General features: G+C 71.8%; 17 protein-coding genes and 1 riboswitch. Of the genes, 5 read left to right on the plus strand and 12 right to left on the minus strand.

Annotation, left to right across the window (positions count from 1 at the left end; translation table 11 throughout):
- Positions 1 to 83 precede the first annotated feature (83 nt).
- The 4 genes from AC1ROY_RS22430 (at position 84) to AC1ROY_RS22445 (ending at position 6,084) form a co-directional block, all read left to right on the plus strand.
- A complete protein-coding gene (locus tag AC1ROY_RS22430; RefSeq protein ID WP_493151119.1) occupies positions 84 to 2,261 on the plus strand; it encodes a molybdopterin-containing oxidoreductase family protein in 2,178 nt (725 codons plus the stop codon).
- Positions 2,262 to 2,310: 49 nt separating this feature from the next.
- A complete protein-coding gene (locus AC1ROY_RS22435) occupies positions 2,311 to 3,285 on the plus strand; it encodes a Bug family tripartite tricarboxylate transporter substrate binding protein (protein ID WP_493151120.1) in 975 nt (324 codons plus the stop codon).
- 92 nt (positions 3,286 to 3,377) lie between these two features.
- A complete protein-coding gene (locus AC1ROY_RS22440) occupies positions 3,378 to 4,526 on the plus strand; it encodes an HlyD family secretion protein (RefSeq protein WP_493151121.1) in 1,149 nt (382 codons plus the stop codon).
- Positions 4,519 to 6,084: a DHA2 family efflux MFS transporter permease subunit gene (locus tag AC1ROY_RS22445; RefSeq protein WP_493151122.1), complete on the plus strand. Its 1,566-nt coding sequence runs from the start codon at positions 4,519 to 4,521 to the stop codon at positions 6,082 to 6,084. Before AC1ROY_RS22440 ends, AC1ROY_RS22445 begins: the two co-directional genes overlap by 8 nt.
- A 12-nt stretch (positions 6,085 to 6,096) precedes the next feature.
- Here AC1ROY_RS22445 and AC1ROY_RS22450 read toward each other — a convergent pair whose 3' ends face one another.
- The 8 genes from AC1ROY_RS22450 to AC1ROY_RS22485 all read right to left on the minus strand — a co-directional run bounded on the left by AC1ROY_RS22450 (position 6,097) and on the right by AC1ROY_RS22485 (position 15,625).
- Complete coding sequence (locus AC1ROY_RS22450; protein WP_493151123.1) at positions 6,097 to 6,876, minus strand: SDR family oxidoreductase; 780 nt, start codon at positions 6,874 to 6,876, stop codon at positions 6,097 to 6,099.
- Between the two features lie 18 nt (positions 6,877 to 6,894).
- Positions 6,895 to 7,917, minus strand: a complete 1,023-nt coding sequence (locus AC1ROY_RS22455; RefSeq protein WP_493151124.1) for a tripartite tricarboxylate transporter substrate-binding protein — start codon at positions 7,915 to 7,917, stop codon at positions 6,895 to 6,897.
- Between the two features lie 206 nt (positions 7,918 to 8,123).
- Positions 8,124 to 9,980, minus strand: coding sequence for a dihydroxy-acid dehydratase (gene ilvD / locus AC1ROY_RS22460; protein WP_493151125.1), 1,857 nt, complete (start codon positions 9,978 to 9,980; stop codon positions 8,124 to 8,126).
- A gap of 65 nt (positions 9,981 to 10,045) precedes the next feature.
- Positions 10,046 to 10,798: an ABC transporter ATP-binding protein gene (locus AC1ROY_RS22465; protein ID WP_493151126.1), complete on the minus strand. Its 753-nt coding sequence runs from the start codon at positions 10,796 to 10,798 to the stop codon at positions 10,046 to 10,048.
- On the minus strand, positions 10,791 to 11,759 hold the full coding sequence (locus AC1ROY_RS22470; protein ID WP_493151127.1) for a FecCD family ABC transporter permease: 969 nt from the start codon (positions 11,757 to 11,759) through the stop codon (positions 10,791 to 10,793). The genes AC1ROY_RS22465 and AC1ROY_RS22470 overlap by 8 nt, the downstream gene beginning before the upstream one ends.
- Complete coding sequence (locus AC1ROY_RS22475) at positions 11,756 to 12,655, minus strand: ABC transporter substrate-binding protein (RefSeq protein ID WP_493151128.1); 900 nt, start codon at positions 12,653 to 12,655, stop codon at positions 11,756 to 11,758. The genes AC1ROY_RS22470 and AC1ROY_RS22475 overlap by 4 nt, the downstream gene beginning before the upstream one ends.
- Position 12,656: 1 nt before the next feature.
- Positions 12,657 to 14,846, minus strand: coding sequence for a TonB-dependent receptor (locus AC1ROY_RS22480; RefSeq protein WP_493151129.1), 2,190 nt, complete (start codon positions 14,844 to 14,846; stop codon positions 12,657 to 12,659).
- Positions 14,846 to 15,625, minus strand: coding sequence for a hypothetical protein (locus tag AC1ROY_RS22485; RefSeq protein ID WP_493151130.1), 780 nt, complete (start codon positions 15,623 to 15,625; stop codon positions 14,846 to 14,848). Before AC1ROY_RS22485 ends, AC1ROY_RS22480 begins: the two co-directional genes overlap by 1 nt.
- Before the next feature lie 55 nt (positions 15,626 to 15,680).
- A riboswitch (cobalamin riboswitch) is annotated at positions 15,681 to 15,921 on the minus strand.
- Between the two features lie 50 nt (positions 15,922 to 15,971).
- Between AC1ROY_RS22485 and AC1ROY_RS22490 the strand changes: the two genes are divergently transcribed.
- Positions 15,972 to 16,370, plus strand: coding sequence for a DUF1636 family protein (locus tag AC1ROY_RS22490; protein ID WP_493151131.1), 399 nt, complete (start codon positions 15,972 to 15,974; stop codon positions 16,368 to 16,370).
- On the opposite strand, the gene AC1ROY_RS22495 is transcribed toward AC1ROY_RS22490, so the two are convergent.
- Genes AC1ROY_RS22495 through AC1ROY_RS22510 form a run of 4 tightly spaced genes read right to left on the minus strand, consistent with a single transcriptional unit; the run spans position 16,348 to position 19,983 of the window.
- Positions 16,348 to 16,908 carry a histidine phosphatase family protein gene (locus tag AC1ROY_RS22495; protein WP_493151132.1) on the minus strand — a complete coding sequence of 187 codons (561 nt, stop codon included), beginning with the start codon at positions 16,906 to 16,908 and terminating at the stop codon, positions 16,348 to 16,350. The two genes, AC1ROY_RS22490 and AC1ROY_RS22495, sit on opposite strands and share 23 nt — an antisense overlap.
- Positions 16,905 to 17,666 carry an adenosylcobinamide-GDP ribazoletransferase gene (cobS, locus tag AC1ROY_RS22500; RefSeq protein ID WP_493151133.1) on the minus strand — a complete coding sequence of 254 codons (762 nt, stop codon included), beginning with the start codon at positions 17,664 to 17,666 and terminating at the stop codon, positions 16,905 to 16,907. The genes AC1ROY_RS22495 and cobS overlap by 4 nt, the downstream gene beginning before the upstream one ends.
- Complete coding sequence (gene cobT, locus AC1ROY_RS22505) at positions 17,663 to 18,661, minus strand: nicotinate-nucleotide--dimethylbenzimidazole phosphoribosyltransferase (protein ID WP_493151134.1); 999 nt, start codon at positions 18,659 to 18,661, stop codon at positions 17,663 to 17,665. The genes cobS and cobT overlap by 4 nt, the downstream gene beginning before the upstream one ends.
- A complete protein-coding gene (locus tag AC1ROY_RS22510) occupies positions 18,658 to 19,983 on the minus strand; it encodes a cobyrinic acid a,c-diamide synthase CobB (protein WP_493151135.1) in 1,326 nt (441 codons plus the stop codon). The genes cobT and AC1ROY_RS22510 overlap by 4 nt, the downstream gene beginning before the upstream one ends.
- Positions 19,984 to 20,008: the final 25 nt, after the last annotated feature.

The following is a 20,008-nucleotide window of genomic DNA, read 5'->3' on the forward strand; positions in this document are numbered from 1 at the left end:
TGGGTGCCGGAATCGCCACTTTGCTTCTTGCGCAAGCTTTCCGGCCGTGCCGCAATGACCGGAGGCATCGGACGGAGCGGCAGATGAACGAGGCGGCCCACAGGATCGTGCCGAGCAGCTGCTGGGAGTGCTCGGCTTATTGCGGCTCCCTGCTCACCGTGAGCGAGGGCCGCGTGGTGAAGGTGGCGCCGAACCCGGCCAGCCCCGTCTCGCATGGCGGCTTCTGCGTGAAGGGCATCCGCGCCCTGCCCGAGATGACCTACCAGGACAGCCGCCTGCGTTACCCCCTGCGGCGCGTCGGGCCGCGCGGCTCGGGCCAGTGGGAGCAGGTGAGCTGGGAGTCCGCGCTGGACGAGATGGCCGGGCGCTTCGCCCAGGTCCGCCGGCAATACGGGCCGAAGTCGCTGGTGGGCGCCGTCAGCGGCGCGGCCTTCAGCCGCGGGCCGATCATGGCGCTGCTGATGCGCTCGATGGGCTCGCCGAACTGGATGATCAACCAGGATCTCTGCGGCGGCTGCCGCGGCGTCAGCGACAAGATCACCGGCACGAGCATCAGCGGCGGCGAGGATGTGGTGAACGCCAACTGCCTGCTGCTGGTCGGCCGCAACCCGGCGGCGGCCGACCCGCCGCAATGGCTGGAGATCAAGCGCTCCAAGGAGCGCGGCTGCCGGATCGTCGTGATCGATCCCTTCCGCACCCAGGCGGCCGAGATTGCGGATGTCTGGCTGCGGCCGGAGCCGGGTACGGATGCCGCGATCGCGCTGGCCTTCATCCGCCACCTGATCGTGAACGACCTCTACGACCGCGACTTCGTCGAGACGTACTGCCATGGCTTCGAGGCGCTGGCGGAGCGCGCCCAGCGCTATACTTTCGAGGAGGCCTCGGCGCTGACCGGCGTGCCGGCCGAGGACATCGCCCGTGCCGCGGCGATGTATGCGGAAGGGCCGTCGTCCTTCGTCTCGGGCCACGGCATCGACGCCGCCAGCAACGGCGTGCAGACCTTCCGGGCCTTCCACGCGCTGGTCGCGATCAGCGGCAATCTGGACCGGGTCGGCGGCAACCGCCGCGCAAAGCGCCCGGCGGGCTTCCGCACCTGGCTCGACCTGATCCACGACAAGCGCTTCCGGCTGCCGGAAGAGGTTGAGAAGCAGACGATCGGCGCCGAGCGCTTTCCGCTCTGGGCCGGCCCGATGGGCTGGCAGACGGCCTGCCACAACGTCTCCGTGCTCGACGCCATGCTGACCGGCGAGCCCTATCCGGTGCGTGCCCTCTATGCGAGCGGCGTGAACATCACGGTCATGTACCCGGACACGCGGCGCACGCTGGAGGCGCTGGCCTCGCTGGATTTCTTTGTCGTCGCCGCGCACACCATGACGCCGACGGCCGCGGTCGCCGACCTCGTCCTGCCCAAGACCACGGGGCTCGAGGAGGAAGAGGTCGCGCTGGCGCCCAAGGGCAACTGCATCACCTACACCGCCGCCGCCGTCCCGCCGCAGGGCGAGGCGCGCTGCGACCTGACCATCGCCGTCGGCCTGCTGGACCGCATGCGGGCGCTCGGCGAGATCGAGGCGGAGCTGCTGCCCTGGCGCGATCGCGAGGCGTTCAACAACTTCCTCATCGGCGATTCCGGCGTCTCGCTGGAGGCGCTGCGGCGCGACGGCTTCGCGCTCTTCCCCTTCAGGATGGGCGATTTCGAGAACCAGAAGTTTCCGACGCCCACCGGCAAGGTGGAGCTGTATTCCACGCTGCTGGAGCAGGTCGGCCAGGACCCCCTGCCCGACTACGTGCCGCCGCTGGACCGGCATCCCGTGGAAGCCGGCACGCGCGAGGCCTATCCGCTGCGCCTGCAGACCGGGCTGCGGGAAAAGACCTACCACCACTCCCGCTTCCGCGAGCAGGCCTGGGCCCGAAAGGTCTCGCCCGATCCGCAGGTGCATGTGCATCCCGAGACGGCAGCCGCCTACGGGCTGAGCGACGGCGACTGGGTGAAGATCGAGACCGCCGGCGGCAACGGCGCGGTCCGCCTCAAGGCCCATGTCACCGACCGCACCAGGCCGGGCATCCTGACCACCGGCGTCGGCTGGTGGCGGCCCGAGGCGCCCGGGCCGGAATTCGGCGTGCTGGACGTGAACGTGAACGCGGCCCTGTCCTACACCGGTCGCGCCGATCCGGTCAGCGGCTCGGTCGACACGGGCTCGATCCCCTGCCGGATGACGCTGGCCTGGACGGTGAACAGCTCCCACGAGGCGTCCATCGCCTGATGGCGCGGCATTTGCATGGCTCTCCGGACAAATCGTCCGGAGAGTGCCCATGCGCCGACGTTCCGCCCTTCTCTTCCCGCTGCTGGCCACGCCGGCGATCGCCCAGACCCGAAGCTTTCCCTGGCGTCCGATCACGGTGATCGTGCCCTATGTGCCGGGCGGTCCCTCCGACATCCTGGCGCGCTCCGTCACCTCGGCCATGCAGTCCCTGACCGGGCAGCCCTACATCGTCGACAACCGCCCGGGCGCGAACGGCTCGATCGCCGGACAGCTGGTCGCCCGCGCCGAGCCCGACGGCCACACGCTGCTCATCGGCGCCAGCGGCCCGATGGCGGTGAACCCGCACCTCCTGCCCAACCTGCCCTACGACACCTTCCGCGACTTCGCGCCGATCACGCTCGGTATCGTCGCGCCCAACCTGCTGGCCGTGCACAGCTCCTTCCCCGACATGGGGCCGGCGCCGCAGGCGGTCGCGAACTTCATCGCCTGGCTGAAGGCGCATCCCGGCGAGCTCTCCTACGGCACGCCCGGCATCGGCGCCTCCGAGCACCTGACGACCGAGCTCTTCCAGCTCATGACCGGCACGCAGATGAACCACGTGCCCTATCCCGGCGCCGGCGCCGCCATCACCGACCTCGTGGCCGGCACCTATCCCGGCACCTTCATCAGCTTCGGCCCAGCCTTTCCGCATGTTCAGGCGGGGCGGCTGCGGGCGCTCGGCGTCTCCTCGCTCGACCGCCACCGGCTGCTGCCGGATGTGCCCGCCGTCGCCGAGACCGTGCCAGCCTTCGAGGCCTTCTCCTGGCAGAGCTTCGTGGCGCCCAAGGCCACGCCGGAACCCGTCCAGGCCAGGCTCAACGAATGGCTGACCACAGCGCTGCGCACGCCCGCCGTGGACGAGCGGCTCCAGGCCATCGGCTACACCGTCGCCGCCAGCAGCCGGGAGGCCTGTGCTCAGCGCTTCGAGACGGACTCGCGGCGCTGGGCCGAGGTCATCCAGCGCGCCCGCCTGACGGTGAGGTAACCCGGCAACGGATTGGCGGCCCACGAAATTTCATCCTATGCTCACAACTTCGGGTTGCCACCGGACTGTCCCGGTCGGCTGGGAAACGTCGCATGGACATCGGGCCGCCCAAGCGCGCTGCGCAGGAAGGCGTCGATCAGATCAGGCGGGAAAGACCGCGGCGCCGCCTGTTTCGGACGGTGGCTTTCGCGCTGGTCGTGCTGACCGGCCTCGGCCTCAGCTTCCGTTGGCTGCACTGGCAGTTCCACCATGTCGTGCTCGACGACGCACGTGTCGCCTCGGACATGATCACGCTAGCCAGCCGCGTGCCCGGCTGGGTGACGCAGATCCCGCCCGTCGCCGGCGACAGCCTTCGCCAGGGCGAGCTGCTGGTGCAGATGGACGGCCGTGAATCCGCGCTGGCCGTCGAGGAGCTGAACGCCCGCATCGCCGGCATTGCCGCCCGCCGCGCCGAGCTGCAGGCGCGGCTCTCGATGGTCGACCGCACCAGCGCCAGCGCGCACGACGCCGCGATCGCCAAGCTGGATTCTGCCCGCGCCGCCCTGCCCTCCGCCGAGGCCGAGCGCGGCTTCGCCGAGGCGGAGCTGGCCCGCGCCCAGAGCCTCATCGCCACCGGCAGCGGCACGCGCCAGAGCTTCGAGCGGCTGCGCGCCGGCCTTGACACCGCCCGCCAGCGCGTCATCTCCGCCGCGGCCGAGATCCGCAACGCCGAGGCGCTTATGGCTGCCGCCCTGGCCGCGCGCGAGGAGATGCAGGTCATCGCCCGCCAGCTCGAATCCCTCGGCCCGCAGGAGCGCGAGCTGACGGCGACGCGCGACCGCGCAGCGCTGGACCTCGCCGACCGCACCATGCGCATGCCCTTCGACGGCGTGGTGGACCGCATCTTCGTGGACCCCGGCGAATACGTGCTGGCAGGCCAGCGCATCATCCTCGTGCACAACCCCGCGCAGATCCGCATCGAGGCCAACGTCAAGGAAACCGACGTCCGCTTCTTCCGGCCGGGCACGCCCGTCCGCGTGACGGTGGACGCCTGGCCCGGCCGCGAATTCCCGGGCGTGGTGGACCGCATCGTTGAGGCCGCGACCAGCGAGTTCGCCCTGCTGCCGAGCCCCAACCCCAGCGGCAACTTCACCCGCATCACCCAGCGCATGCCGGTCCGCGTGCGGCTCGATCCGCCGCCGCCGCCCGGCGTGCTGCGCCCGGGCATGCTGGTCCGCGTGGAGGCCGAGGCGCGTGAGTGAGGGGGCCGGCGGCGGCGCCTCGATCGAGGCGATGTTCGCCCGCTTCGGCCCCGCCTACCGCTGGTACGTGACGCTGACGGCCCTGACCGGGACCATCTCCTGCATCCTCTCCTCCACCATCGTCGTCGTGGCGCTGCCCGATATCATCGGCGCCCTTGGCATGGGGCAGGAGGAGGGGCAGCTCCTCGCCACCGGCTTTCTGGCCGCCAATACCGGCTTCATGCTGGTGAACGCCTGGGCCGTGGATCGCTTCGGCTTCAAGATCACCTATGTCGGCTCCATCGCGATCTTCGTGGTCAGCTCCCTCCTCGCCGGATTCGCGACGGATACGAGCGTCATGGTGGTGTGCCGCGTGCTGCAGGGCGGCTCGGCGGGGCTGCTGCAGCCGCTCTCCATGCAGATCATCTTCCTGGTCTTCCCACCCGAGCGGCGCGGCACGGCGATGGGCCTGTTCAGCTTTGGCGTGGTGATGGCGCCGGCGATCGGGCCCACGCTCGGCGGCGTGCTGGTGGACCATTATTCCTGGCACGCGGTGTTCTTCCTCTCGCTGCCCACGGCGATGCTGGGCCTCGTCATGGGCATGGCCTTCATGCCGGGGCGGCTCTCCGCGGGGGCGCGCGCCTTCGACTGGCCGGGCGCGATCCTGCTGGCGCTCGCCATGACGACGCTGCTCTCGGGCCTCACCAACGGGCAGCAGGACGGCTGGGGCTCGGACCGCGTGACGGTGGAGCTGATGATCGCGGGCTTCTCGGCGCTGGCCTTCGTCACCTGGCAGGGCTTCGCGCGCTCGCCGCTGATGGACCTGAGGCTGTTCCACCACTGGGGATTCGCCGGGGCGGCGATGGTCGCCTTCATCTATGGCGGCGCCATCTTCGGCTCGACCTACCTGCTGCCGCTGCTGGTGCAGGTCGTGCAGGGCTACACACCGACGCGCTCAGGGCTGATCCTGATGCCCGCGGGCTTCGCGGTGGCCTTCGCCTTCCTGCTGGCGGGGCGGCTGGCGGATTTCCTGCCGCCCTGGCTGCCGGTCTGCTTCGGCCTGCTGCTCTTCGCCTATTCGAGCTGGCTGATCTCCGGCGTCGGCACGGACAGCTCCTTCTGGCAGCTCGCCATGTGGATCCTGGTCGGGCGCGTGGGGCTCGGGCTGACGATGCCCAACATGAACGTGGGCGCGATGCGGGCGCTGCCGCCCTCGCTGCTCGGCCAGGGCGCTGGCAGCATCAATTTCTTCCGCATGCTGGGCGGCGCCTTCGGGACGAACCTGCTCGCCGTCTACATGGAGCGGCGCACGCAGATGCACGCGGAGGGCCTGAACGCCTATATCGACGGCGGCACCGTGACGCTGGAGACGCGGCGCCTGCTGGAGAACCTCTACACCCAGGGCGGGCTGCCGGAGGTGGTGCGCCGTGACGCCGCGCACGACTTCATCAGCCGGATGGTGGAGGCGCAGGCGGGGTTGATGGGATTCCGCGACGCCTTCATCGCGGTGGGGCTGGCCTGCCTGCTGGCGATCCTGCCGGGGCTGACGCTGCGGCAGAAGCCGCCAGGGGCGAGGTAAGCCCGGGGACCTTCAGAACGTCCCCGGGAACTGCCCGCCGTCGAGGAGCAGGTTCTGGCCGGTGATGTAGCCGGCCTGCCGGCTGCACAGATAGGCGCAGGCATCGCCGAACTCGGCGGGATCGCCGACCCGCCGGGCGGGGATGGTGCCGCGCTGGCGCTCGAGCTGCTCCTCGTAGGTGATTCCGGCCGCCTTGGCGCGGCCCGTCACGCCCCCGCGGAAGCGGTCGGTCTCGAAGGCCCCGGGCAGGAGGTTGTTGATCGTCACATTGTGCCCGGCGATCTGCCGCGCGACCCCCGCGACATAGCCGGTCAGGCCCAGGCGCGCCGCCGTCGAGAGGCTGAGATCCGCCGTGGGGCTCTTCACCGCGGAGGAGGTGATGTTCACGATCCGGCCGAAGCGCCGCTCGATCATGCCGTCGACCAGGGCGCGGACCAGCTCGATGGCCGCGACCATGTTGTCGTTGACCGCCGCCAGCCACTGCTCCGCCGTGAAGGATCGAAAGTCGCCGCGCGGCGGGCCGCCGGCGTTGTTGACGAGGATGTCCGCCTGGGGCGATGCCGCCAGGATCGCCGCGCGGCCCTCCACGGTGGTGACATCGGCGGCGACGGCGGTGACCGCCACGCCATGGGCCGCGCGGATCGCCTCCGCCGCCGCCTCGATATCGGCTGACGTCCTAGCGGAGATGGTGAGGCTCACGCCCTCCCGGGCGAGGGCCTCGGCGCAGGCCCGGCCGAGGCCCTTGCTGGCGGCGCAGACGATCGCGTGGCGACCGGCGATTCCTAGATCCACGTCATCACTCCCTGTTTGCTACTCGACCGTCTGCGGCGTGACGCCCATCGCCGACAGCAGCCGGCCCAGGCGCTGATACTCTTCCTGGAATCGTGCCTCATGCGCTTCCGGCGTCCGCTCGCCCTCGGGGAAGACCGTCGTCCCCAGCTGGCCGAAGCGGGCGACGATGGCTGGCTCCGCCAGGGCGGCGCGGAGGGCCGTGTTCAGCTGCTCCACCATGCCGCGCGGCGTCGCCCGCGCGACATACATCCCGTGCCAGACGGCGAGGTTGACCTCGGGCAGGCCGAGCTCGGCGGAGGTCGGGACGTCGGGGATGCTGGAGATCCGGGCCGGGCCCGCGACCATCACGCCCTGCACCGCCCCGGAGACGATCTGCGGCACGGCATTCGTGGACTGGTCGCAGACGGCGTCCAGCGTCCCGCCGATCAGGTCGTTCATCGCCAGCGCGCCACCGCGATAGGCCACGAAGGTCGGCCGTATCCCGAGCGACCGGGCCAGCAGCATCTCGCAGAAATGCCCGCTGCTGCCGATCCCGCCATTGCCGAGATTGGCCCCGTTGCCGTTCTCGCGGAGCCGGCTGATCGCCTCGGCCGGCGAGGCGGCGAGCCCCTTGCGGGCCATGAGCACGGTGTAGCCGGCATTGATCAGCCCGACCGGCGCGAAGGCCGTCTGCACGTCGTAGCGCAGGCCCGTGAAGAGGAAGGGGGCGGAGATGAGGGGCAGCTGCGCGACGAGCACCGTCGTGCCATCCGGCGCCGAGACCGCGGTGCGCGCGGGGCCGACGGTCGCCTGCCCGCCCGACACGTTCTCGACCACGATGGTCTGGCCGAGGGTCCGGGCCATGTGCTCCGCCAGCACGCGGGCGATCACGTCTGTGCTGCCGCCGGCGGCGGCGGGGACGATGAAGGTCACCCGCCGGCTCGCCGGCTGGGCGGCTGCGGGCATCGCGAAGATCGACGCCAGCATGGCGCAGCATGCGGCGAGGACGATCGGTCGGCGCGGATGCCGCGCGGCCCTCCTGACAAGCGGGTTCAGCGACATGGTTCGATTCCCTCCCTGTGGCAGTCTTCTTGTGGCCGGTCTGTCGCCGGGTTCGTCGTATCGTGCACCGTCCGGGCCGTACCCCTCGGCTCTGCCGGCGCACCGGGTCAGGATGGCATGGCGATGGGCTGGCGCGCCAGGAGCCGCCAGCGGTCCACGCATTCGAAGACAGAGGAAGGCGAAGGGGGCTCGAAGCCCCCTCGCGATCAGCGCCGCCTGAGCGCGCTCAGGTCGCGGACCGCGCCCTTGGCCGCGCTGCTCGCCAGCGCGCCATAGGCCTTCAGCGCCGTCGTCACGTTGCGCTTGCGTGGCTCGGCCGGCTGCCAAGCGGCGTCGCCCTTCTCCTCCATGGCAGCGCGGCGATGCGCCATGATCTCGTCGGAGACCGCGAGATGGATGGTGCGCGCGGGGATGTCGATCTCGATCAGGTCGCCGTCCTCGACGAGGCCGATCGGGCCGCCCTCGGCCGCTTCCGGCGAGAGATGCCCGATCGACAGGCCCGAGGAGCCGCCCGAGAACCGCCCATCCGTCACCAGCGCGCAGACCTTCCCGAGGCCCTTCGACTTCAGATAGCTCGTGGGATAGAGCATCTCCTGCATGCCCGGCCCGCCGCGCGGCCCCTCATAGCGCACCACCACCACGTCGCCGGCCTTCACCGCACCGCCGAGGATGCCCTCGACCGCCGCGTCCTGGCTCTCGAAGACGCGCGCCGGGCCGGTGAACTTCAGGATCGCCGCGTCCACGCCCGCCGTCTTCACGATGCAGCCGTCGGCCGCGATGTTGCCGTAGAGCACGGCGAGGCCGCCATCCCTGGAGAAGGCGTGCTCCATGTCGCGGATCACGCCCTTCTCGCGGTCCATGTCCACCTCTTCCCAGCGCTCGGACTGGGAGAAGGCCACCTGGGTCGGCACGCCGCCGGGCGCCGCGCAGAAGAACTCCGGCACCTTGTTGTCCACCGTGCGGCGGACGTCCCAGCTCTCCAGCGCCTCGGCGAGCGTCGGCGCGTCCACGCGGCTGACGGAGGTGTCGAGCAGCCCGCCGCGGTCGAGCTCGCCCAGGATGCCCATGATGCCGCCGGCATGGTGCACGTCCTCGACATGCACGTCGGCGACCGAGGGCGCGACCTTGCACAGCACCGGCACGCGGCGCGAGAGACGGTCGATGTCGGCCATGGAGAACTGGACCTCGCCCTCATGCGCGGCCGCCAGCAGGTGCAGCACCGTGTTGGTGGAGCCGCCCATGGCGATGTCGAGCGTCATCGCATTCTCGAAGGCCGCGACCGTCGCGATCTCGCGCGGGAGGACGGAGAAGTCGTCGGTCTCGTAGTGGCGGCGCGTGATCTCGACGATGCGGCGGCCGGCCTCGAGGAAGAGGCGCTTGCGGTCGGAATGCGTCGCCAGGACGGTGCCGTTGCCCGGCAGCGCCAGGCCCAGCGCCTCGGTCAGGCAGTTCATCGAATTGGCAGTGAACATGCCCGAGCAGGAGCCGCAGGTCGGGCAGGCGGAGCGCTCCATGGCCTCCACCTCCTCGTCGGTGACGCTGCTGTCGGCCGCGACGATCATGGCGTCGATCAGGTCCACCTTCCGCTTCTTGCCGCGGTGCACGACCTTGCCGGCCTCCATCGGGCCGCCGGAGACGAAGATGGTGGGGATGTTGAGGCGCATCGCGGCCATCAGCATGCCCGGCGTAATCTTGTCGCAGTTGGAGATGCAGACCAGCGCGTCAGCACAGTGCGCGTTGACCATGTACTCGACGGCATCGGCGATGAGCTCGCGCGAGGGCAGGCTGTAGAGCATGCCGTCATGGCCCATGGCGATGCCGTCATCGACCGCGATGGTGTTGAACTCCTTGGCGACGCCGCCCGCCGCCTCGATCTCCCGCGCGACGAGCTGTCCGAGGTCCTTGAGGTGGACATGGCCGGGGACGAACTGCGTGAAGCTGTTGGCGATGGCGATGATGGGCTTGCCGAAGTCGCCGTCCTTCATGCCGGTGGCGCGCCAGAGGCCACGGGCGCCGGCCATGTTGCGGCCATGGGTGGTGGTGCGCGAACGGTACTGGGGCATGCGGGCAAAGTCCTGGCGTTGTTCTTGGATCAGCCGGCCAATATAGCCCTGCCCCGCGGCCAGGGCTATCCGGCCGGCGCCAGGACCATTCCTCCATCGGGAAGCTCAACCCGTTGAAAACGAGTCGCAAAAACCCGGTCCAGCTCCGGGCTTTGCAGCACCTCGGCCGGGCTGGCCTCCATCACCGCGCGGCCGGCTTCCATGAGCAGAAGCCGGTCGCACCAGCGCGCGGCGAGGTTGAGGTCGTGCACCACCACGGCCACCGCCGCGCCGCCGTCGGCGAGCCGGCGCAGCCGGGCCATCAGCGAGGCCGCCTGTCCCACGTCGAGGGCCGCGGCCGGCTCGTCGGCCAGGACCACGGGCGGATCGGGCGCCAGCACGGCGGCGGCCAGGGTCCGCGCGCGCTCGCCGCCGGAGAGGGTGGACCAGTGGCGCTTCAGGATGGCGTCCAGGCCGAAATGCCCGGCCAGCGTTTCCAGCCTCGGCGCCTTCGGGCCGGCGCGGTCCAGGCCGAGGCGCAGCAACTCGTCCACGCGATAGTCCCAATGCGGCTCGAAATGCTGCGGCAGATGGCCGATCAGCGCGGCGCGCTCGCGGCGCGGCCAGGCGAGCAGCGGGCGGCCCATCAGCGTGACATCGCCGGCCTCGGGCGAGAGCTGGCCGATCAGCAGCTTCACCAGCGTGGATTTCCCGGCGCCGTTGGGGCCGATGATCCCCAGCACGGCGCCGCGCCTCAGCGCCGTCGAGACGCCGTGCAGCAGCGGCGACCCGCCCGCGGAGAAGTGCAGCCCCCCGCCCTCCAGCGCAGCCTCAGCCACGCCGCACCTCGCGCGCCAGGATGAGCAGGAAGAAGGGCCCGCCGATCAGCGCCGTCACGAGGCCGAGCGGGATTTCCGCCGGCGGCAGCACGGCGCGCGCCAGCCCGTCGCAGAGCATCACCAGCCCGGCCCCGATCGCTGCCGCGCGCGGCATCAGCCCACGATGCAGCGGCCCGTGCCGCCAGCGCGCGATATGTGGCGCCATCAGCCCCACGAACCCCACCAGCCCGCCCCAGACCGTCGAGATCGCGACGATGAAGGCGGCCGCCAGCACCGCCAGCGCCACGAAGCGCCGCACCGGCAGGCCGAAGCTTTCGGCCACGCCCTCGCCGAGCCCCAGCAGGTCCAGCCCGCGCGCCAGGGTCTGGCTCAGCGCGACCGCCGCCACTGTCAGTCCCGCCAGCAGCCCGAGCTCCGGCCAGGAGGGCGTCTGCACCCCGCCCAGCGCCCAGGAGAGCACCGCCTGCAGGCTTACCGTCTCATCGGAGAGTGCCAGCATCAGGAAGGACCGCATCGCCGCCAGCACCGCCGCGACCGCCACGCCCGCCAGCAGCAGCGCCGCGATGGAGGCGCGCCCGGTGAGGCGGGCCATGGCCAGCACCAGCCAGGTCGCGCCCCAGGCGCCCAGGAAGGCCAGCAGCGGCAGGGCCAGCGCGGCGGAAAAGGGCAGTACCACCAGGAGAGCCACGGTCGCGCCGACGGCCGCCCCGCCGGCGCTGCCGAGCAGGTAGGGCTCGGCCAGCGGGTTGCGGAATACGCCCTGGAAGATCGCGCCGCCCAGCGCCAGCAAGGCGCCCACGCAGCCCGCCGCCAGCACGCGCGGCAGGCGCCATTGCAGGATGAGGTGCGACATGGGCGTCGCCGGATCGGTGACGAGCGCCAGCATCTCGGCCGGACTCAGCGTCTCGGCGCCGAGCAGCAACCCGGCCGCGAGTCCGATCACCGGGAGCAGAAAAATCACGCGGAAAAGGCCTCCGGATGCAGGATCCGTGCGACGCTCTCCACGCCGTTCACGGCCCGCGGCCCCGGGATCAGCAGCTCCGCACGCGAGACCACATGGACGCGACCGTTGCGCACCGCGGCGATGCCATCGAAGCCCGGACGCAGCGGCACCTCCGCCGCCTGGTCCGGCCGTCCGGCGACGAGATAGACGTCGGGGTTCGCGCGCAGGATCGCCTCGCCCGAGACCTGCGGCGGGCCGGCGGCCGGCAGCGGCGGCAGGGCCGGGACGCCGCCGGCGCGGATCAGGATGTCCATGGTGTAGGTGTCCGGCCGCGGCGTGCTGTAGGCGCCGCGGCCGGTCGAAGCGGTCTCCAGGAAGACGCGCACGGGCGGCCGGCCCGCGATGACAGCCGTCACGACATCGAGTCGCGCGGGCAGGCCGCGCAGCAGCTGGGCCGCCCGCTCCTCCGTGCCCGTGGCGCGGGCCAGCAGCTCGATATTGGAGAAGATGCGCGGCAGGTCGCCATGGATCACCACGATGCAGGGAATGCCGAGGCGCGACAGAGGCTCGATCAGCAGATGCGCCGCCTGCCGCGCCGGCGTCATCACCACGAGGTCCGGCTCCAGCCGCGCGATGGCCTCGGCCGAAAAGCCCAGCCTCCCGCCCACCTTCGGCAGGTTCACGACCTCCGGCGGGAAGCGCGTATAGGCCTCGATCCCCACGATGCGGGGCACGAGGCCGAGCGAGGCCAGCATCTCCACATTGGAAGCGAAGATGCCGACGATGCGCCGGGGCGGCGCCGCGATCTCCACGCGCCGGCCCAGCCCGTCCTCCATCACGCGCGGCCAGCCCTCCGCGCGCGCCCGTCCCGCCGGTAGCAGGAAGGGCGCGGCGAGGAGGGCGCGGCGGCGCATCTCAGAAGGTGAACCGCACGCCGGCGATGAACTCGCGTCCCGGCGCCGAATTGCCGCGCCCGCCCTGGGCGAAGCGCGAATCGCCGAGGAAGGGGTTGGACGCCGTCGCGATGAACAGCGCGTGGTAGTTCTTGTCCAGGATGTTGTTGATCGCGCCGAAGACGCGGACGTTCGGCGCGCGCTCGGGCAGCGGCTGGAAGCTGCCGCGCAGGTTGAACACCCAGAAGGCGCCCTTGCGGTGGACGTAGTCGCGGAAGGGCTCGGCCTGCGGGATCAGCAGGTTCTCCTCCGTGTTGTAATAGACCGGGCCACGCAGGATGCCCTGCAAGGTCACGTCCCAGCGCGGCTGGCCGACCGTCGTGCTGACCCCCGCCTGGTAGCGGTACATGCGCTCGACATTGCGCGTATTGGCCGTGGCCGCCGCGCCGTCGTCGCGCATGTCGAAGTTCCAGGAGGCGTTGACATTGGCCTGCCAGCGGAAGGTCTCGATGCCGAGGTGCCGCGCTATATCGGTCTGCAGCTGCATCTCCAGGCCGCGCACCACCACGTCGCCGGCATTGTTGGCATAGTCGCTGGTGGTGCTGTCGCGCGGGCGGACACGGGTGATGATGCGGTCCGAGATGGTGTTCTGGAAGAGCGCGAGATCCGCCCGGAAGCCGGGGCGGAAATAGGCGGCGCCGACCTCGTATTGCAGGTTGGTCTCGGGCTTGAGGTTTGCATTGCCGAAGGTGCGGCCGCCGCCCAGCGCGGTGAAGTCCGCCGCGAGTTCCGTCGCCGTCGGCGCACGAAAACCGGTCGAGGCGTTTGCGCGCAGGGCGACCGAAGGGATCGGCCGGTAGGAGGCGCCGGCGGACCAGGTGGTCGCATCGTAATCGGCGCTGCCCGTGCGCTGCAGCGGCAGGTTCGGCGTGGGATCGAAGGCCGTGTTGCCCCAGGTCTGCCGCACGCCGGCCCGCAGGGTCACGCGGTCGTCGAAGAGCTGCTGCGACAGCTCCGTATAGAGACCGGCATTCATGTCGGTCTGGTTGTTGTCCATCGGCGAGACTTGGCCCGTCGGGCCGCCGGGCAGCGGGACGCGGTTGCGCGTGGAGCGCAGCACCGAGCGCTCCAGGTCGAGCCCGACCAGGATCTCCGCCCCCTGCCAGAGCCGCATCGAGGGCTGCAGCCGCGTGCCCAGGATGTCGAGCACGCGGCGGTTGTCGTCATGGTCCGTGCCGATCGTGGGCAGGCCGGCCGCGCTGCGCATGATGGGCGAGCGCCAGCGCAGGTTGTCGATGTCCCTGACAGCATAGGCCTGGAGGTTCCAGCGGAAGCGCGCATCCGCCGTCGCGCCCTCCAGGGTGAGGTCCGCCGAGTGGTTGGTGCGGTCCTCGCGATTGGTCGTGTTCCAGCCCGAGCCGAGGAAGCCGGTGTTGTAGGTGCCGTCGGTCCGGGCACCGATGCCGATGCGGCCGATATTGGTCTCCACGCCGAGCACGGCCGCGCCGCCCGCCCGGCTCCACTCGGTGCCCTGCAGGATCGGCCCGTCGCCACCCGCGCGGTAGCTGTCGCGACGGCTGCCGGAGATGCCGGCATACATGTCGCCGGCGCGGACATTGTAGGCGGGCGAGCCCTGCGGCGTGACGTTCACGTCCCGAAAATTCATGCCGTAGCGCAGCCGGCCCTCGGCGAGGCCCCAGGACCCGCCGCTCACCTCGGCGAAGCCGCCGGGCGAGGAGCGGCCATCCCGCATGATCAGGTTGATCACGCCGCCGATTGCCTGGCTGCCATAGACCACGCTCGCGGGGCCGCGGATGATCTCGATGCGCTCCACCTCGGCCGGGCTGAGCTTGGAAAGGTTCGACGTGCCCGCGCGGCGGCCGTTCACCAGGATCAGCACCTGCGAGCGGAAGTCGCGGCCCTGGCCGTCCGTCGCACCCCCACGGATGTTGATGCTGGTCTGGCCGGGTGTCCATTCGCTGAAGAAGCCGACCGCGTTCTCGGCCAGCAGATCCGTCATGTTCTGCGCGGTGCTGCGCCGGATCGTCTCCTGGTCGATGACCTGGACGGTGCCGGCCAGGCTGGAGCGCGGCTCCGGCCGGCCCGTGGCGGTGACGACCATCTCGTCCAGGGTGATGGGGATGCGGACCTCCTGGGCCTGCGCGCCGAGCGCCGGGAGGATCGCCGCCGTGGCGAGAAGGGTGCGGCGCATCAGGCGAGGTCCCAGATCAGCAGCGCGGAGAGTTTCGGGGCGGAGAGCTCGAAGCCCCCATCCGGCAGGGGCTTCAGCGCGACGCGCAGATGCTCCGCCAGGGCGTCGCGGCGCTCGTCCCTGGCCGCGAGGCGAAGCTGCATGGCGCAATGCGCGAAGGCCGCTTCACGCGTCTCGAAGCGGGCGGAAAAGCTCCAGGGGAAGAGCGCGCTGCGGCTGGGCTGACGCTGCGGGCCGAGGGCGGCGAGAATGGACGCCACCGCGGGGCGCTCGTCCTCGCGATGCAGATGCGCGGGCAAGGCGCCGGAGAGGCACCAGCGCTTCGGGCCGCGCTGCGCCGGCACGATCCAGGCGACAGCGCGCGCGGCGCAGAAGCGCATCAGGCCGAGCAGTTCCTCCGGCGCCTCCTGCGGGCCGGAGGTATTGGCGGCCAGCGCCACCTCGACCGGCGGGACCGGCGGCAGCTCCTGCCATAGCGCGTCGATCGGGCGCAGGCCCCGATGTGTCGTCCGCGACAGCCGGCCGAGGCGCGCGCGCAGATAGCGGCTGGGCTCGACGGCGAACCAGGGCGTCTCCGGCGCGACCCAGCCCTGCGCGGGATGGCCGGCGCCGGCGCCGAGATCGAGCAGGCTCGCGGGCCGGCCGAGCGCGGCGAGCAGCGCCGCCGAGGCCTGCGTGCCGTAGTCCGAGCGGTCCATCCCCTGCGCGTAGAAACGCGCGGCGCGGTCGGCCCAGATGGGTTGGGGGGAAGCGGCCTGCATCGCCGGGGAAGGACTCATCGCGTCACCTGTCCCCGGTGCACCCCGCCCGGATCCTCGTGGGTTGCGACGGCCTTTCGGCGCATCGGCAACGGCAGGTCTCCTGGCTCGCGGGTCATCGATGCCGGCCCTGCCTTCCCACGGCTTTCGCCGCAGTGGCCCGCCGCGCGATCTGCGGGGCGGATGGGCCAGCGTCTCGCCGCTGACAGTTGCGGGGGCAGCTGCCGACTTGTCCGGGGCGGAGGAGCATTCCTCCGGCGGACTCACGGCATTCCCTTTTCACCCGCTCGCGCGGGACCGTTGCGGCGACGATGCTAGGCAAGGCTCCGGAGGCCGCGCAAGGTGTCGTGAGCGAAACGGAGAATCCATGTCCGCCCTGTTGCATGTTTGCGCGCCCTGCACGCATCCGGACCGCGAGAAGCGCGGGCCGGTGAAGGCGGGCGAGCTCTTCGCGACGCGGCTCGCGGCCGAGGCCGCCGCGCGCCCGGAACTGGCGGGGCTGCGCGTGGTGGCGGCACCTTGCATCGGCAATTGCGCGGCGCGATGCCGGGTGTCCCTCGCGGGACCGGGACGGTGGAGCTGGCTGATCGGCGGGCTGGATCCCGACGCCTCGACGGACGACCTGCTGGAATTCGCGCGGCATTGGCTGGAAGCGCCGGACGGCTTCGTCGGGAAGGACCAGCGGCCGAAGCCGATCCGGCCGCTGCTGCTGGGCCGCGTGCCGCCGCCGGAGCTGCCCGAGCTCAGGGCGCCTTCCACGGGCTGATCGCGGCGCCTGCGATCAGGAGTCCCTCTCCCGGCCTCGGCACATGGGCGAGCCACTCGCGCGGGGCCTGGCCGAGCAGCGAGCCCGCCAGCGCGCCGATCGGGCCGCCATGGGCGACGACCAGCACCGCGGCGTCGCCTGGAAGGCCGTGCCACCACTCCAGAACGCGGGCGGCGAGCTCGTTCGTGGTCTCGCCGCCGCCGGGGCGGAAGGTACCGGGCGCATCGAGCATGCCATCCATCGCATTGCCCTCCGCGCGCCAGATCACGTGCCAGGTGACGCCCTCCCACTTGCCGAAATCTCGCTCTGCCAGGCGCGGATCGATCTCCACGCCGCGCGACAGCAGGCCGCCGAGCCATCGCGCGCGGCGCGCGGGCGAGGCGACGACGCGACCGAAATCCTGCACGGGGATGTGTGCGGCCAGTCGCCGCGCATGCTCGCGGCCGGCACGGCTCAGCCCCGCATCGCTGCGCCCGTAGCAGCGGCCGGACCAGTGCGGCGCGACCTCGGGATGGCGCAGCAGCAGCGCGCGCCTCATCGCTCCATCGCGAAGGCCAGCGTCGCGAGCACGATGCCGACATAGCCGGCCGCGCCGATGGCATCGCCCGTACTGCCGCCGATCCGCCGGCGCAGCAGCGCGCGGTACCAGAGGAGGAAGGCGGCGCCGAGGATCAGCGAGACCGCCATCGCGCGCGCATCGGCCAAAGCGCCCAGCAGCAAGGCCGGCGCCGCCAGCAGCGCCGCGATGCCGACGCCCTTCCAGTCCGCCGCGGGCGCCACGCTGCTGCCGAGACCCTCGCGTCCCGGCACCGGCGGCACCGCGGCCATCACGGCGAGCATCAGCAACCGCCCGAGCGCGCCCGAGACCACCAGGACCATCATGACCTGCACAGGATCGGGCATCGCCATCAGTCCGCCGGCGCGCAGGGCGACGCCGAAACCGAGGCCCAACGCCCCGAAGGCGCCGATGCGGCTGTCCTTCAGGATGCGCAAGACGTCCTCCGGCGTGCGGCCGCCGCCGAGCCCGTCGCAGATGTCGGCCAGCGCGTCCTCGTGCAGCGCGCCGGTCAGCCGCGCCTCGATCGCGAGGGCGATCAGAACCGCAAGGGTGAAGGGCAGGACCAGCTCCGCGAGCCAGAGCGCCAGCGCCGTCAGCGCGCCGATGCCCGCGCCGACCAGCGGGAAGAGCAGCAGCGCGCGGCGGATTTCCTGCTGGAAGGCTTCGGAGGTCTCGGCGCCACCCGGCACCGGCAGACGCGTGAGGAACTGGATCGCCGTGGCGGCGGCCCGCATCATCCGCCCGTGACCTCGGCCAGCGTCGCGACATCGCGCAGCAGCGCGGCCGCGGCGTCGAGCATCGGCAGGAGCAGCAGCGCGCCGGTGCCCTCGCCGAGGCGCAGCTCCCATTCCAGGAAGGGCTCGAGGCCGAGGCGTTCCAGGACCAGCGCGTGACCGGGCTCGGCGCTGCGATGCGCGGCGATGCAGCAACGCAATGCGCCGGAGTCGAGCGCCTGGGCGACCAGCGCGCCGGCGCCGACGATGAAGCCGTCCAGCACCACGGTGATGCCGCGGCGCGCGGCCTCCGCGATGCAGCCGGCGATGGCTGCGATCTCGAAGCCCGCGACCCCGGCGATGGCGTCGCGCGGGTCGACGATGGCGCGTGCGCGCTCCACGGCTTCGGCCACCACGGCGTGCTTGCGCGCCCGCGTCTCCGAGGTCGCGCCGGCGCCGGCGCCGACCACGAGTTCGACCGGTGCAGGCGCCAGCAGCGCCGCCAGGCAGGCAGCCGGTGTCGTGTTGCCGATGCCCATCTCGCCGAGCGCGAGCACGCGGATGCCGGCTTCCGCGGCTTCGATGGCCGCACGGGCGCCGAGCGACAGCGCCGCGTCGAATTCCGGTGGGGTCATCGCCGGGCCGCGCGCGAGATTTGCCGTGCCGCGGGCCACCCGCCAATCGCGATAGGCCGCGCCGGACAGGCCGGCCGATTTCGAGCCCGCATCCACCAGCACCATGTCGGCGCCGGCCCCACGCGCCAGCGCGGCCGATCCGGCGCGGCCCTCCAGCATCAGGCGCATCATCGCTGTCGTGACGGCATCGGGCCAGAGGCCCACGCCCTCGGCGACCACGCCGTGATCGCCGGCGAACACAATGAGGCGGCGGGGCGAGGCCGACGGATCGATGCGCCCTTGCGTCTCCGCGAATCGGACGGCGAGGCGCTCCAGCCGGCCCAGGCTGCCGGGCGGCTTGGCCAGCGCGTCCAGGCGCGCGCGGGCGGCTGCGGCGATGCTCATGGCACGGCTTCCGCGAGCGCGATGGCATGGAAGAAGCTGCCGCTGGCCCGTCCGCGCCGCCCGCCGGCAGGACCGATCTGACGTCCCTCGCCATCGCCCAGCATTGCCAAAGGTTCGTCGGCGCCGTGCTGCGTGACCGTGGCGTAGTGGAACTCGTGGCCGCGCAGCATGGTGCCGGCGCGGCCGAGCACGCCGTCCTGCAAGAGCCGCGCCTGGCGATAGCCGAGGTTCATCTTCCGTCGCGCGAAGCTGGTCGAATGGCCGAGCAGCCCGGCCATGGCATGGCGCTCGCCGGCGGCGTCCTCGAGAATCTCGCCCAGCACCATGTGGCCGCCGCATTCGCCGTGCACCGGCCGTGTCTCGGCAAAGCGGCGCAGGCCGTCGAGAAACCTCGTCGATGCGGCCAGCCGCCCCGCATGCAGCTCGGGATAGCCGCCGGGGAGCCAGCAGGAATCGGCGCTCTCCGGCGGCGCCTCGTCGGACAAGGGCGAAAAGGGGACGAGCTCCGCTCCGGCGCGGCGCCAGGCCGCCAGCACGTGGGGATAGACGAAGCTGAAGGCCGCGTCCCGCGCGAGGGCGATGCGCTGCCCGGGCGGCGGCAGGGCCAGCCCGTCGATCGCGCCGGGCACGACGCCCATCGGCGATGCCAGCGCCCGCACGGCGTCGAGGTCGACGTGATCGGCGATGTGCTCGCCCAGCGCCGACAGGGCCGCCTCCAGGGCCGGATGCTCCTCCGCCTGGACGAGGCCGAGATGCCGTTCCGGCAGCGCCGGCGGCGCATCGCGAGGAATGGCGCCGAGAATCGGGATGCCCAGCGGCGCCGCCGCGTCGCGCACCATCCGCAGGTGCCGCTCGCTGCCCACCCGGTTCAGCACGACGCCGGCGACACGCACGGCCGGATCATGCGTGGCGAAGCCGCGCAACAATGCGCCGTGACTCTGGCTCGCCCCCGAGACGTCGATCACCAGCAGGATCGGCAATCCCAGCCGCGCCGCGAGGTCCGCCGCCGCGCCGCTGCGCCCGGGCGGGGCATTGATGCCGTCGAAGAGGCCCATCGCGCCCTCGACCAGCAGGAGCTCCGCATCGCGCGTCGCGTCGGCGATCAGCGCGTCGATGAGCGCCGGCGGCATGGCCCAGGAATCCAGGTTCAACCCTGGCTTCCCGGAGGCTGCCGCGTGGAAGGCCGTGTCGATGTAGTCCGGCCCCGCCTTGGCCGCGCTCACGGCCACGCCGCGTCCCCGCAGCGCCGCCAGCAGCCCCAGCGTCACCGTCGTCTTGCCCGAGCCCGAGCGCGGCGCGGAGATGATCAGCCCCCGCGCCATCACGCCGCAGGGCCTTTGGACGGTT

Source organism: Roseococcus sp. GW821-FHT12F05, from assembly GCF_058806835.1.

Bases quoted from the DNA above. Each gene is read 5' to 3' on its own strand.
- AC1ROY_RS22455 (WP_493151124.1), bottom strand. From the start codon at position 7,917: ATGTCGCTGAACCCGCTTGTCAGGAGGGCCGCGCGGCATCCGCGCCGA.
- AC1ROY_RS22430 (WP_493151119.1), top strand. From the start codon at position 84: ATGAACGAGGCGGCCCACAGGATCGTGCCGAGCAGCTGCTGGGAGTGC.
- AC1ROY_RS22475 (WP_493151128.1), bottom strand. From the start codon at position 12,655: ATGCGCCGCCGCGCCCTCCTCGCCGCGCCCTTCCTGCTACCGGCGGGA.
- AC1ROY_RS22480 (WP_493151129.1), bottom strand. From the start codon at position 14,846: ATGCGCCGCACCCTTCTCGCCACGGCGGCGATCCTCCCGGCGCTCGGC.
- ilvD (WP_493151125.1), bottom strand. From the start codon at position 9,980: ATGCCCCAGTACCGTTCGCGCACCACCACCCATGGCCGCAACATGGCC.
- cobT (WP_493151134.1), bottom strand. From the start codon at position 18,661: ATGAGCATCGCCGCAGCCGCCCGCGCGCGCCTGGACGCGCTGGCCAAG.
- AC1ROY_RS22485 (WP_493151130.1), bottom strand. From the start codon at position 15,625: ATGAGTCCTTCCCCGGCGATGCAGGCCGCTTCCCCCCAACCCATCTGG.
- AC1ROY_RS22490 (WP_493151131.1), top strand. From the start codon at position 15,972: ATGTCCGCCCTGTTGCATGTTTGCGCGCCCTGCACGCATCCGGACCGC.
- cobS (WP_493151133.1), bottom strand. From the start codon at position 17,666: ATGATGCGGGCCGCCGCCACGGCGATCCAGTTCCTCACGCGTCTGCCG.
- AC1ROY_RS22440 (WP_493151121.1), top strand. From the start codon at position 3,378: ATGGACATCGGGCCGCCCAAGCGCGCTGCGCAGGAAGGCGTCGATCAG.
- AC1ROY_RS22510 (WP_493151135.1), bottom strand. From the start codon at position 19,983: ATGGCGCGGGGGCTGATCATCTCCGCGCCGCGCTCGGGCTCGGGCAAG.
- AC1ROY_RS22435 (WP_493151120.1), top strand. From the start codon at position 2,311: ATGCGCCGACGTTCCGCCCTTCTCTTCCCGCTGCTGGCCACGCCGGCG.
- AC1ROY_RS22495 (WP_493151132.1), bottom strand. From the start codon at position 16,908: ATGAGGCGCGCGCTGCTGCTGCGCCATCCCGAGGTCGCGCCGCACTGG.